Annotated in this window: 12 protein-coding genes; 8 read left to right on the top strand and 4 right to left on the bottom strand. The window is 56.2% G+C overall.

Annotation, left to right across the window (positions count from 1 at the left end; translation table 11 throughout):
* The first annotated feature begins 267 nt into the window (after positions 1 to 267).
* The 4 genes from arsS (at position 268) to Q0Y02_RS16220 (ending at position 3032) form a co-directional block, all read left to right on the top strand.
* A complete protein-coding gene (gene arsS, locus Q0Y02_RS16205) occupies positions 268 to 1227 on the top strand; it encodes an arsenosugar biosynthesis radical SAM (seleno)protein ArsS (RefSeq protein ID WP_297770865.1) in 960 nt (319 codons plus the stop codon).
* On the top strand, positions 1224 to 1913 hold the full coding sequence (locus Q0Y02_RS16210) for a TIGR04283 family arsenosugar biosynthesis glycosyltransferase (RefSeq protein WP_297770867.1): 690 nt from the start codon (positions 1224 to 1226) through the stop codon (positions 1911 to 1913). Before arsS ends, Q0Y02_RS16210 begins: the two co-directional genes overlap by 4 nt.
* The gene (locus Q0Y02_RS16215; RefSeq protein WP_297770870.1) at positions 1900 to 2544 is read left to right on the top strand and encodes a TIGR04282 family arsenosugar biosynthesis glycosyltransferase; all 645 of its coding nucleotides are present in this window, start codon (positions 1900 to 1902) and stop codon (positions 2542 to 2544) included. Before Q0Y02_RS16210 ends, Q0Y02_RS16215 begins: the two co-directional genes overlap by 14 nt.
* 149 nt (positions 2545 to 2693) lie before the next feature.
* A complete protein-coding gene (locus Q0Y02_RS16220; RefSeq protein ID WP_297770872.1) occupies positions 2694 to 3032 on the top strand; it encodes an Hpt domain-containing protein in 339 nt (112 codons plus the stop codon).
* A 646-nt stretch (positions 3033 to 3678) separates the two neighbouring features.
* Here Q0Y02_RS16220 and fdxA read toward each other — a convergent pair.
* Positions 3679 to 4014: a ferredoxin FdxA gene (gene fdxA / locus Q0Y02_RS16225; protein WP_272961721.1), complete on the bottom strand. Its 336-nt coding sequence runs from the start codon at positions 4012 to 4014 to the stop codon at positions 3679 to 3681.
* A 342-nt stretch (positions 4015 to 4356) separates the two neighbouring features.
* A complete protein-coding gene (mutS, locus tag Q0Y02_RS16230) occupies positions 4357 to 6933 on the bottom strand; it encodes a DNA mismatch repair protein MutS (protein WP_297770875.1) in 2577 nt (858 codons plus the stop codon).
* A gap of 265 nt (positions 6934 to 7198) precedes the next feature.
* Here mutS and Q0Y02_RS16235 point away from each other — a divergent pair, with 265 nt between their 5' ends.
* On the top strand, positions 7199 to 8548 hold the full coding sequence (locus Q0Y02_RS16235; protein WP_297770877.1) for a site-specific integrase: 1350 nt from the start codon (positions 7199 to 7201) through the stop codon (positions 8546 to 8548).
* Here the strand turns inward: Q0Y02_RS16235 and Q0Y02_RS16240 are convergent.
* Positions 8545 to 9237: a hypothetical protein gene (locus tag Q0Y02_RS16240; protein ID WP_297770879.1), complete on the bottom strand. Its 693-nt coding sequence runs from the start codon at positions 9235 to 9237 to the stop codon at positions 8545 to 8547. The two genes, Q0Y02_RS16235 and Q0Y02_RS16240, sit on opposite strands and share 4 nt — an antisense overlap.
* A 158-nt stretch (positions 9238 to 9395) precedes the next feature.
* Between Q0Y02_RS16240 and Q0Y02_RS16245 the strand changes: the two genes are divergently transcribed.
* The 3 genes from Q0Y02_RS16245 to Q0Y02_RS16255 all read left to right on the top strand — a co-directional run bounded on the left by Q0Y02_RS16245 (position 9396) and on the right by Q0Y02_RS16255 (position 11774).
* On the top strand, positions 9396 to 10556 hold the full coding sequence (locus Q0Y02_RS16245; protein ID WP_297770882.1) for a hypothetical protein: 1161 nt from the start codon (positions 9396 to 9398) through the stop codon (positions 10554 to 10556).
* A 260-nt stretch (positions 10557 to 10816) separates the two neighbouring features.
* On the top strand, positions 10817 to 11518 hold the full coding sequence (locus Q0Y02_RS16250; protein WP_297770885.1) for an inovirus Gp2 family protein: 702 nt from the start codon (positions 10817 to 10819) through the stop codon (positions 11516 to 11518).
* 58 nt (positions 11519 to 11576) lie between these two features.
* Positions 11577 to 11774 (top strand): AlpA family transcriptional regulator, encoded by a 198-nt coding sequence (locus Q0Y02_RS16255; protein WP_035249040.1) that lies wholly within the window; start codon positions 11577 to 11579, stop codon positions 11772 to 11774.
* 232 nt (positions 11775 to 12006) lie between these two features.
* On the opposite strand, the gene Q0Y02_RS16260 is transcribed toward Q0Y02_RS16255, so the two are convergent.
* On the bottom strand, positions 12007 to 12320 hold a 314-nt coding region (locus Q0Y02_RS16260; protein ID WP_297770889.1), incomplete at its 5' end, for a hypothetical protein.

Here is a 12320-nt window from a genome sequence, read left to right on the forward strand (position 1 = left end):
CCCATTTGTTCAATAGGGTTGGTGCCGATCATGTTGCCGTGGATACAACGTTATCAATCGCGCCGCGAGCGACGCTCCTACAGCAAAACAGTGGTGGCTCCTACTTCTCATATTTCCTTGTTACAGCGTTGCCGCAAAAATAGCCCCAATACCCACATGACACTCTGGGACTGCCACCATCTTGCCTGGGGCTTGCATCGTTCACGTAACCTTTGCGACAAGCCTGCATCCAATTGCTAGCATTGAGGAAACGGAGACAGGTGACATATGCAGGATACCCACGATTTATTGGTGCGCAGCAGCACTGACTTCCCCCCGTTGCGGCGGCACGCTACGTCCATCTTGCAGGTGAACCTGGGGTATCTGTGCAATCTCAGTTGCGTTCACTGCCATGTGAACGCAGGCCCCACGCGAACTGAGCTGATGGATCGGGCAACCGTGGACATGGTGCTAGAAGTAATCCGTTTGCGCGATATCCAGGTGCTGGATCTCACCGGTGGCGCACCGGAGATGAACCCCCATTTCCGTTATCTGGTGGAGCAGGCCAGGGCCATGGACGTGGAAGTCATCGACCGTTGCAATCTCACCATTCTGCTGGAGCCGGGTTACGAGGATTTGCCGCAGTTTCTGGCAGATAACCGGGTGCATGTGGTGGCATCACTACCCTGTTACCTGGAAGAGAATGTGAATGCGCAGCGCGGCAAAGGGGTGTACCAGGGCAGCATCGAGGCCATTCGCCGGCTTAATGCCCAGGGCTATGGCAGTGACGGACTGTTGCTGGATCTGGTCTACAACCCCACCGGCCCGAATCTGCCGCCACCCCAAGAGGTGCTGGAAGCAGACTACAAGCGTGAGCTGGATGAACGGTTCGGGCTGCGTTTCAACAGTCTGCTGACCATCACCAATATGCCCATCAGCCGTTTCGGCGCTGTGCTGTTGGCCCATAACCAGTTCAACGATTACATGCAGTTGCTGCGCGACAGCTTCAACCGCGACACCCTGCCGGCGGTAATGTGCCGGGCCACGGTGAGCGTGGATTATCAGGGCTACCTGTACGATTGTGACTTCAACCAGATGCTGGATATGCCCCTGGGACACCATGAGGGCCACCCGCACCTGTCCGGGTTGCTGGATCACGATCTGGAAGGCGAGCCTATCTATGTGGCGGACCATTGTTTCGGCTGCACTGCGGGTGCTGGGAGTAGCTGCAGTGGTGCCCTGGAGTGAGCGACACTACCGTCAGTGTCATCGTGCCGGTGCGTAACGAAGCCGGTCATCTGGCCGCTACCCTGACCATGCTCCGTCATGCCCTGCAGGCCGGTGATGAACTGGTGGTGGTTGATGGTGGCAGTACGGATGGCAGTGTGGAGATTGCCCGCGAGCTGGCGGATAGGGTGATTCTCAGTGCCGCCGGGCGTGCTCGGCAAATGAATGCTGGCGCCCGTCAGGCCAGTGGAGACTGGCTGTGGTTTGTCCATGCAGATACGCAGCTTGATGGTAGCCACCGTCAGCAACTTGGGCGCTTGCCGGTCAATGCCCGGTGGGGCCGTTTTGATGTGCGCCTGAGTGGCCGGCGTTTTCTGTTTCGCGTCATCGGCGCCATGATCAATGCGCGTTCCCGGTTTTCCGGCATTGCCACCGGAGACCAGGGTATCTTCGTGCGCCGCGATATCTTTACTGCACTGGAAGGCTATCCAGATCAGCCCCTGATGGAGGACATTGCCCTGAGCCGCCGGTTGAAGAAAGAGCAGGGCCGCCCCCGTTGTCTGCGTCCGGCACTGACCACCAGCAGCCGTCGCTGGGAAGCCCGTGGGGCCTGGCCGACCATCTGGCTGATGTGGTCCCTGCGCTATCGCTACTGGCGTGGTGCCCAGCCCGAGCAACTGTACCGGGACTATTATGGCGAGCACTGAGCGCGCTTCGCAGCCGTTGCTGATTGTCTTTGCCCGGGCGTTGCAGGCCGGTCGGGTGAAAACCCGATTGATCCCCGATTTCGGTGAAGAGGGCGCCCTGACGCTGTATCGATTGCTGTTGACTCGCACCATTGCCGCGGCCTGCGATTTTCCGGGTCAGGTGCAGCTTTGGCTGGATCAAGCCGATGCGGAGCTGCAGGCCCTGGCGGAACGCAACGGTTGGTCCTGCCACCTGCAACAGGGTGAAGACCTGGGGGAAAAAATGGCCCAGGCCTTGAGTCGCGGTCTGGCGCAGGCCGATCAGGTGTTACTGGTAGGCAGTGACTGTGCGGTACTGGACCAGGATTACTTTGAGCAGGCCCTGCAGGCGCTGGACAAGGCGCCGGTGGTATTTGGTCCCAGCGAGGATGGTGGCTATGTGTTGATCGGTAGTTCCAGCCAGGCTCTGTGGCACCCCCAGCGTTTCCGGGGTGTCCGTTTTGGCGGCGAGCAGGCCTTGGCCGACAGTGTTGCCTGTTTTCCGGCGGAACGGGTGGTTCGTTTACCGGTTCTATGGGATGTGGATACCCGTGATGACGTGGAACGTGCGCAGTCCTGTGGTTTGTTGCCCATGCTACAGGGGGTTGAGTAAGCCTATCCCCAGAGGTTTCCGGCTTTCCCGGGGGCGCAATGCCCCATTTGAAACCGTGCTACTAATTTTTTCTGGATTTTCGAGATATTCCACATAAGATTTCATGATTAATGGTTAGGGTTACCCCCGTAAAGGAAGACGGAGCCGGTATGCAAGATTCAGCGATTCTCGACGACGAGGTCGTTTCAGAACTACAGGATGTGATGGGCCAGGATTTCCAGATGCTGGTCGATTCCTTTCATCGTGACGGAGCGCAACGTCTTGCGGCTCTGCAGTCCGCGTACGCATCCGGTGACCAGGAAACCCTGCGCCGTCAGGCCCACAGCTTCAAGGGCAGCAGCGGCAACTTGGGGGCCGTGCGCGTGTTCGATTTGTGCATGCAGCTGGAAAGCCTGGCCAGAGAAGGAGAGCTGGGGCAGATTGCAGACTTGCTGGCACGATTGCGCGACGCCTTCGACCATGCCTGTGAAGCACTGCGCCAGATCTGAACCGTCCCTGGTTTCACGATTTTCAGACAAAAAAAACCCTCTTCCGAATTTGGGGGGTGGAAGAGGGGGGTTGTGAGCGCTATTGCTAGCGCCTTGGGGGGATACTGATTGAAGTTTTTCGGGCCTGATTGCCCGTCACTTCATGGAAACAATGCTAACCGTAAGCGCCTGTTGGTGCTGTAAAAACGGGTGAGAAAATGTAAAAACATGGGCGCGTTTTGGCATCCACATGTTGCGCTTGATTGGCTGTTTTTCCTGAATCGGCGTCAGTGAGGAGCTGGCTTGTAAGAGATCTCTTACAAAGCTGTAGGAAAAAGCAGTCTTTTTCTGTGGATTTCGACTACTTTAAAGCTGGTGGCTAAAGCTAACTGATTGATTTAAAAGAGTTGTCTTTTGGGCCGATAGTTTTCAGGCAGAGTTTTAATATTTATTTTACCCAAACGGCCAGGAGCCGTTGATATAGTGGATTCGTGTTCAGGGATATGGGCACAGGGATAAGCAAGGACAGCACACAAGGATGTTGCGGTGAGCGCAAAAGGGTCAGGATGACTCGACGCAAAAAAGGGCGGCAGGATGCCGCCCTTTTTCTTTGTCTGCGAAATGATAAAGCCGGGGTAGATGGCCTACCGGGTCCGCGGGGAAGGCCTTAGCCTTCCCACTCACGAACCAGCTTGTCGCGCTTGTTGGGCACACCGTCCCACTCTTCCGCATCGTCCGGTGCATCTTTCATTTCGGTAATGTTCGGCCACTTCTCGGCCAGGTCCGCATTGATCTCCAGGAATTCCTGCTCGCCTTCGGGCAGCTCATCCTCGGAGAAAATGGCGTTAACCGGGCACTCCGGCTCACACAGTGCACAGTCGATACACTCGTCCGGGTGGATAACCAGGAAGTTGGGGCCTTCGTAGAAACAGTCTACCGGGCATACTTCTACACAATCGGTGTGCTTGCAGTTAATGCAGTTCTCACCTACTACGAACGTCATAGCCTGTCCTCGCCAGGTGTCTTGATCTTTGTACAGCGCCAGCCTGCTAATTATAACAGTGTAGGGCCTGTCTCGCTTGGGGTGGCGCTAGTCTAGCGACATGACCAAGGGCAGGCAAACAAAGCCTTGATATAAGGTAATAACTCGAGAGGGCCGGAGAGGACAGTTCGCAGTGGCCAGGCTTCGTAGGAGCGCCGCTTGAGGCGCGAACCGGGCTTTGTACGGAGATACGAGCCACGAAAGCGAGTTGCAAAACCCCGTGGGAAGGAGCTTTTTCGTTTCTCCTGACTCGAACCTGAGTGCTTCGCGCCTCAAGCGGCGCTCCTACGGGGCCGCGAGAGATCAGAGCAATTTTTTCAGCGTGTACAGCGCCTCCAGCGCCTGCTTCGGGGTCAGGTCGTCCGGGTCCAGTTCCTTGAGGGCATGCTCCACGGCGCTGGGCTCTGCGAACAGGCTGGCCTGGGCAGGGGCCGCTGACGGTGTGGCGGCGGCTGGGGTTGAGCGGTCTGCGGGTGCCAGCGGTTTGCCGGCTTCCAGTTCGCGGAGCTTTTCCCCGGCCTGATGGATCACGCTCTGTGGCACCCCGGCCAGTTGTGCCACCTGCAGGCCATAGCTGCGGCTGGCTGGGCCTTCCTGTACCCGGTGCAGAAACACGATGCGGTTATCGTGCTCGCTGGCGGTCAGGTGGGCGTTGTAGATACCGGGCAACTGTTCAGGCAGCTGGGTCAGCTCGAAATAGTGGGTGGCGAACAGGGTGAAGGCCTTGAGGTTACGGGCCAGGTGTTCCGCTGCCGCCCAGGCCAGGCTCAGGCCATCGAAGGTGCTGGTGCCGCGGCCGATCTCGTCCATCAGCACCAGGCTGTGGGCGGTGGCGTTATTGAGAATATTGGCGGTTTCCGACATTTCCACCATAAAGGTAGAGCGGCCACCGGCCAGATCATCGGAGGAGCCGATGCGGGTAAAGATCCGGTCCAGGCTGCCGATGCGGGCGCTGGCCGCCGGCACGCAGCTGCCCAGGTGGGCGAGCAGGGCGATCAGGGCGGTCTGGCGCATGTAGGTGGACTTACCCCCCATGTTCGGGCCGGTGATGATCACCATGCGGCGGCCATCATCCAGGTGCAGGCTGTTGGGCACAAAGGCATCGTCCAGCACCTGCTCTACCACCGGGTGGCGGCCATCGACGATTTCGATAATGGCGTCGTCGTCCACCAGCTGCGGGCGCACCCAGTTGAGCGCTTCGGCGCGCTCGGCCAGGGCGGCCAGCACATCCAGCTCGGCCACGGCGGCGGCACTACGTTGAAGGGCGTGCAAGTCGGCGGCCACTTTTTCCAGCAATGCTTCGTAGAGACGCTTCTCCAGCGCCAGTGCCTTGCTGGAGGCGGACAGGGCCTTGTCCTCGAATTCCTTCAGTTCCGGGGTAATAAACCGTTCAGCATTTTTCAGGGTCTGGCGGCGCTGATAATCCGCCGGCGCTTGGTCGGATTCCCGCCGTGACAGCTCGATGTAATAGCCATGTACCCGGTTGTACTTCACCCGCAACGTGGAAAGCTGAGTGCGTTCGCGTTCCCGGGTTTCGATGTCCACCAGAATGGCGCCGGCGTTTTCGCTGATGGAGCGCAGCTCGTCCAGCTCTTCGCTATAGCCCGGCGCAATCACGCCGCCGTCGCGGATCAGCATGGGCGGGTTGTCGATCACTGCAGTGCCCAGTAATTCCACCTGATTCGGGAATTGGCCGATACGCTCGATCAGTTCGTAAAAACAGTCGGCGCCGGGCAGGGTGCCGATCAAAGGCGGCAGGGCCTTGAGACTGGCGTGCAGGCGGGTCAGGTCGCGGGGGCGAGCGGAGCGCAAGGCCACCCGGCCGAGAATTCGTTCCATGTCGCCGATGTCATTGAGCACATCGCGGGCGGACTCGAAGCACCAGCCCTGGCGCAGGGCGTCGATCTGGTCCTGGCGCTGGGTGAGGGTGGTGCGGTTACGCAAGGGCTGGTGCACCCAGCGTTTGAGCAGGCGCGCGCCCATGGCGGTTTCGGTGCTGTCCAGCACCCAGGCCAGGGTGTTCTGTTCCTGGCCATCCAGGGTTTCGGTCAGCTCCAGGTTACGGCGGGTGGCTGCATCCATGGCCACCGCATCGTCAAAGCTTTCCACCGCCAGCGAGGTAATATGGGGCAGCTCGCCGCGCTGGGTTTCCTTGGCATACCCCAGCAGGGCGCCGGCAGCGGCGACTGCCACCGACGACGGCTCGCCAAAACCGGCCAGATCCTGCACCTGAAACTGCTGGCACAGCTGACGGCGAGCGGCGTCCTCATCAAACTCCCAGCCAGGGCGCTTGCGAGTACCTGGCCGCTCGGCCCAACGGCCTGGCAAACCATGCTCTTCGCTCAGCAACAACTCTGCCGGTGACCAGCGCTCCAGCAGCGCCTGCAATTGCTCGGCGCCTTCCACCTGGGTGACCACAAAGCGTCCGGCGGCCAGATCCAGGCTGGCGCAACCGTACTGGTTGTTGTTGTCGAAAACGGCACACAGCAGATTGTCGCGTCGCTCTTCCAGCAATGCCTCGTCACTGACCGTGCCGGGGGTGACGATGCGAACCACCTTGCGTTCCACCGGCCCCTTGGCCAGCGCCGGGTCACCAATCTGCTCGGCAATCGCCACGGATTCGCCCAGCTTCACCAGCCTGGCCAGGTAGTTCTCCGCCGCATGGTAGGGGATCCCCGCCATGGGAATCGGCTTGCCGGCGCTCTGACCGCGCTGGGTCAGGGTGATATCCAGCAGGCGGGCGGCCTTCTGGGCATCGCCGAAGAACAACTCGTAGAAATCCCCCATGCGGTAGAACACCAGCTGGTCCGGGTGTTCGGCCTTAATCGCCAGGTATTGCTGCATCATAGGTGTGTGTGCGGATAAATCGTTGTGCGTCATGTCTACGTTTCAGCCCGTTTTTTCCTGTTATTTCGCTATAAAATCAGGTGGTTAGCGAAACGTGTAATTTCCGGTAGTGTCCGTGCTTGTCCATGGTGATCCACCCCAATCCGCAAAATAAGTGTAGGTTTTAGTGTAGGTTTTCGTGCCGGGTCGATTTCCCGGTGATATACTGCTCAAAACCTACACCAAATCCTCTGCAGGCCAGACGGAGCCTGCGATGCGGGGATTTGCTTGAAACCGTTAGTGTTGGTGGATCAAAGCGATGGAGCATAGCAAACAAGGCAGTAAGCAACTATCGGTCCGTGCCATTGAGGCAATGCGGCCCGGTGACAAGGTTAAAACGGATGGTGCTGAGAACGCGGGACTGCGGGTCAGCTGCGGCTCGTCGGGCCTGAAAACCTTCACTTATCGCTATCTAAGCCCGGAGACGGGAAAGCTGGTTCAGGTCAAGATAGGTAACTTCCCTGGAGTGAAGCTTGCCGAAGCTCGCCTTGAGCTTTCCAAAATGAAGGAGCTCAGGGCAAAAGGGATTTGCCCCAAAGCCGAACGGGATCGTCAGCTCCAGGCGGAGAAAGAAGCCAAGGCTGCCAAGGCAGAGGCTGAGGCTGTTGCTGCCTATACGGTGACGGATCTGGTTGAGCAGTATCTGACGGAGGTGATCGAGGACCGTTCGGTGACTGATCCCAGAACAGGTGAGAAAAAGCGGGTTCCAGGTGCCAGAAAGCCAAAAGGGCAGTGGGAGGTCCGCAGAACTCTGCACAACGATGTCGTCCGGGTGCTTGGGGAGAGACCGGCGGCGGAGGTGAAGCGCAAGGATGTGGTCGACCTGATCAAGGAGATCCTGGATCGAGGAGCCCGGGTCCAGGCTGGGAATGTGCTCAGGGAGTTTGTTGCTGCCTATGAGTACGCTATTGGGTTGGAGCGGTTGCCTGACGACTTTCCCAACCCTGCATGGTTGGCGAAAGCCAGCCTGAAGACCGCCAGAATCCGTATGAGCCCGAATAAAGGCAAGCGGGTGCTCTCCGACAAGGAGCTGGCAGCTGTTCTGGCCTGGTTGCCGGGATCGGGCTACTCGCCCACGCAGAAGAATGTCATGCGCCTTGCTCTCTGGACGGGCTGTCGGACTGGTGAGGTGTGTAATGCCGAGTGGAAAGATGTGGATCTTGAGGCGGGCACCTGGCACCTGAGGGATTCAAAGAACGGTGCCGAGCGCTATGTTCAGCTGTCAAGGCAGGCTGTGAAGTTTCTGGGGAATGTGAAGCTGAGTACGGATAAGTACCTGTTTCCCTCAACCCGTACCAAGAAACCGATCCAGCAAAAGTCGCTAACGGAGACCAAATGGCACCTGAAAAACCCGGAAAAGGTCAAATATGGCAGGAATTATACGTCTGCCCAGCTCTGGCTTGACTCCATTCCTGACTGGTCCCCCCATGACCTGCGCCGTACGGTTCGGACAGGCTTGGCGCGTATGGGGTGCCCCAGTGAGGTGGCTGAGGCAGTCCTGGGTCATTCAAGGAAGGGGATTGAGGGGACCTATGACTTGCACAGCTATGATGCTGAGTGCCGGCAGTGGCTGCAGCGGTGGGCGGATCATCTCGAATCAATTGCTTAGTGGCTTTCATCGTCAGGAGTGTTGAATTTCATGATTCTGGAGTTCCGGGCCGACTTTCTTGGACTCTTTTTCAGGTTGCTTATTTGTTCCTTAAGCTCTGCTATCGTCTCCCCTTGCCGTTTGATTCTATCCTTCAGAACATCCTGCTGTTTTTGATGTGACTCCCGTTGCTCCCGCCTCTTCTCCCTGTGCTCTTCCTCAATCCGTTTGATTTCGCCATGAAAATCTTCAAGAAGTAGCTGAACTGTAGCGCTAATACTGAGGTGATGCTCTTTAGCGTATTTATGCAGTTTTTTGTTTATGTCTCTCTTCATCCATAAAGTATAGTTCTTATGGGAGGATGCTTTTTTCCGTTTGATCCACTGCGCATAAGCATTTCGCATCCGAAGCTCTTCTTTTATCAGCGCTTCTCGTCTTGAGGAGGGGAAGCCTTTCTCTGGTTTTCTGGCCGGCCAGTCCTGAATGATTCTCCTGAGTTCTTCTGAAGAGGCGATGGCCACATTGGGTATTGCCGTGCCAATAAGCTGCTTTTTCGCGCAGTAGCTGATAGCCCAAGCGCAGCTTTTTTCATCCTTCCAGTTTAACCATTCCAGCCAATTTTGCTTCATCTGGATGCGCTCGCTTAAGTGCAGGGTTTTGTATAAGATAAAATTATGACGCAGTTTAAAGTATATTTCTAAAGGTTCCAATTATGCGGTCTGTGGCCCCTCGTGGCGTGCTATATCTACTGCGTACCGTTTGGCCTGATCTGTCTGCGGAAGGCAAATATCTGCTTGTCCAGATCGTTCTTCGCTTTGGTGGGGAGTGGGTTGATTGGACTATTGAGCGCCTGTCTAGAGAGCTGGGCATGAGCAGGGCTGCGGTGATCCGGGCGAGGGAGGAACTTCTCAATGTTCGGTTTAATGGAGGGGGGAGTTTCATTGAAAGAAAAGCTTTCCCTGGGTTGAGTGCATCTGACCCGGACATGCTCAAAGGTAGGCCGAGGATAGGCATCCGGTTAGCGGAGCCATTTAGGTTGTGGCTGGAGTTGGTGTGGCAGAAGCCGCCAATTGGATCTTATGGGCGATATGTAGAACAGTTACTGCTAGATGTTGGGGGGGATAAAGCGGCCGCTCGGAAGCTTGGTCGCCCTGCCGGTGATAGCTATGCTCTCGCCACGTCAGGCAGGTTGCTTTTGGCTGTATTGTGGGCAAAGGCTGGTGATGGAGCTGTGGTGACTAATTTGGATGATGAGGACCTTGCTTCTTTCACGGGTTTGTCGCTGTCAAAGGTGCGTTATCAGCTTGGAAGGCTCAGAAAGATGGGCTATCTGGAGTATCAGTGGGGAAAGTCTTTGGGTGGATATGTACCTAGGAGCTGTCCGCAGATAATCACTCTCAACCAGTATCATCAGGCTTATCCGACTGTGGGGCAGTTGAGACGTGTAAGGATCTCTGCTGAGCCCATTTTGGATCTTTGGGCTATATATGCATATGCAGATGATGAAGGTGATGATGAGCTCCGTGAAAACGTGATTGAGGAAATGCTCGGATCATGGCGAGGAGAGTTTCCTGGAGAAGGCTGGGTTACTCCGGGCCAGAATGATGGGTTGATGGCGGCCTTTAGAGGGCATCCTCAGAGATCGAAGGCCACCCGATATATGATTTGTAAGGCTTGCGAGTACACGTTGGCCGTGTTCTGTTCCAACTCGGAAACCCTTAGAGCTGGGGGTAGATTAGTGGTTGAGAGTGTTTGCTCTCGCATCGAAGAGGAGCTTTTCTCTCACCCTGAGCTGAATGAGCGATTTGGTCCTAATGCATCCAGACTTCTCACTATTTGGGTATACGCACAGATCCGGGAGCTGGCTAGTGCGGTTTGTAGAGCAATTTGCACTATGGAGGGCTGGAACATACATGAGTTCTGGCATTCGGGTTGGCGCCGGTGCCAATCCATCAGCTTGATGCCTGCCAGTGTAGGTCGGTTGAACCTAAGCTATACAGTCGTGCCTGAAAACGGGCTAAGGCCATAGTTTGCAAGCTTGGTCGAATGTTTTAACTGGATAGTGGTATTTGCCCCCCTATGTACGGGTGAGAGCCGAGATGGCGGGTGCTCTGTGTGATATCGCGTGGTTCTGAATGTCGGTAATAGATATATAGTCATATAGTCATTCCACCAGCCCACTTGTGAAGGCTGGTGTGTGCAGCAGGCAGGCTGGACCAAACCAGCCTGCTCATGAGTAAATTTCAACCAGTGCGCTGGTACCTATGAAGAAACCATAGGTGCCAGACAATGAGAAAACGACATTCAAGCAACACCAACCTCAAACTCCACTATGAATCAGTCTGGGAGGGCTTGCCGGTACTGGCAAGGCCTGACCGTCCACTCGCGGTGAATTACCTTACTTCTATCCGCGACACCCTTGATCTAGCTATCACTGAGCACCCGAGAACTTGTGTCATCCATTTCGTTGCTAGGCTGCCGTACGGTTGGCTGGGCCCCAAAGGAGGGCTGGCAAATGGCTTCATCAAGTCTCTTCGTTCGCAGATCAGGTGCGATTTGAAGCGTAAGCGCGGCCAGGGAAAGCGGGTCCATGACTGCCATGCTCGTATGATTTGGTGTCGCGAGTTCGGTGGGGAAGGGCAACCCCACTACCATATTGCCATTATGGTCAATAGAGATGCTTACTCGGTTTTAGGGCGTATCGCGGGTCAGCCGGAGGCCGACTACCCGTGGTGGTTGGAGGAAGGCCAAGCGGTCAGCAATATGGCGGAACGTATCCAGCGAGCATGGAACCGCGCTCTTGAGAAGACAGGGAACCAAGGAATCGGTTTAGTCCATTTCCCTGATAGCCCGGTCCAGCTGATTTCAAAAGGATCGTCTATGTATACCGCGCAATATCATGAGGTGTTCAGGCGCATGAGCTACTTGGCAAAGGTGGAAACCAAGCTCTATGACGACGGGCACCGGAACTTTGGGTGCAGTCAGGGCTGAGGAAAGTAAGTTTTTACGTTGCTGCGCTATCGCATGAACGAATGACGAGGAGAATTTCATGCGATTCATGAGGCTAACAGAAGTGATCAAGGATACCGGTCTTGGCCGTTCTTCTATCTACAAGCGTATTGCTGAGGGGGAATTCCCCAAACCCGTGCCGCTTGGGGGAAGAACGGTTGGCTGGGTATCTGATGAAATCGAGGCCTGGATTCTGGAGAGGATTGAGGAGAGGGATTGCCAGGAAGTGCCTCATTGACCGGCTATTGGGGTTTCGTGGTTCATGGATGGCTGCGAGGTTTTGTATCAGATGAAAGCAGGAGGGGGGTCCAATTTGTAATGGGAGACCCCGGTACCAATAGGACCGGGGAGGTTTAATGCCAATTGATCGAGACCTTGGAGCGTAGTAGGCGAGGAAAACGGGGACTATCCGAGAGATGTTCTGCTCGGGTATCCACACACGGCGTGACGGTGCTGTTACCAATAAGGCGCTAATCTTTCTTATACAGCACTGTCACTTTACCAGCAGGTTTGTTCTTCCCGATCTCGTAATCAGGGTTAAAGGTGGCGAGGTTATGTGCGGCAATACCAATAGCTGAGGCGAAGCCGGTAACCTGAGTAAATCCAGTCGGGATGGCAAAGCTGGCCAGGGAGGCCGCCCGATATTCAGTGTATACCCGGCAACGTAGTCCTTTCTTTTCAATAGCGCCCTCGACTTTGTTTACCACGGAGCTGATGTTCTTGACCGCGACAATTTGAAAGGAAGCTTTCTTGGCAATGAGTTCAGAGAGCTTTTCAGTAGTGA

It is taken from the genome of uncultured Alcanivorax sp. (genome assembly GCF_947258575.1).
In the GTDB taxonomy this organism is placed as follows: Bacteria; Pseudomonadota; Gammaproteobacteria; order Pseudomonadales; family Alcanivoracaceae; genus Alcanivorax.

What these genes read in the sequence shown, in the direction of transcription:
- Q0Y02_RS16250 (WP_297770885.1), top strand. Translation starts at nt 10,817, where the DNA reads ATGAGAAAACGACATTCAAGCAACACCAACCTCAAACTCCACTATGAA.
- Q0Y02_RS16245 (WP_297770882.1), top strand. Translation starts at nt 9,396, where the DNA reads ATGAGCAGGGCTGCGGTGATCCGGGCGAGGGAGGAACTTCTCAATGTT.
- arsS (WP_297770865.1), top strand. Translation starts at nt 268, where the DNA reads ATGCAGGATACCCACGATTTATTGGTGCGCAGCAGCACTGACTTCCCC.
- Q0Y02_RS16220 (WP_297770872.1), top strand. Translation starts at nt 2,694, where the DNA reads ATGCAAGATTCAGCGATTCTCGACGACGAGGTCGTTTCAGAACTACAG.
- fdxA (WP_272961721.1), bottom strand. Translation starts at nt 4,014, where the DNA reads ATGACGTTCGTAGTAGGTGAGAACTGCATTAACTGCAAGCACACCGAT.
- Q0Y02_RS16255 (WP_035249040.1), top strand. Translation starts at nt 11,577, where the DNA reads ATGCGATTCATGAGGCTAACAGAAGTGATCAAGGATACCGGTCTTGGC.
- mutS (WP_297770875.1), bottom strand. Translation starts at nt 6,933, where the DNA reads ATGACGCACAACGATTTATCCGCACACACACCTATGATGCAGCAATAC.
- Q0Y02_RS16215 (WP_297770870.1), top strand. Translation starts at nt 1,900, where the DNA reads ATGGCGAGCACTGAGCGCGCTTCGCAGCCGTTGCTGATTGTCTTTGCC.
- Q0Y02_RS16235 (WP_297770877.1), top strand. Translation starts at nt 7,199, where the DNA reads ATGGAGCATAGCAAACAAGGCAGTAAGCAACTATCGGTCCGTGCCATT.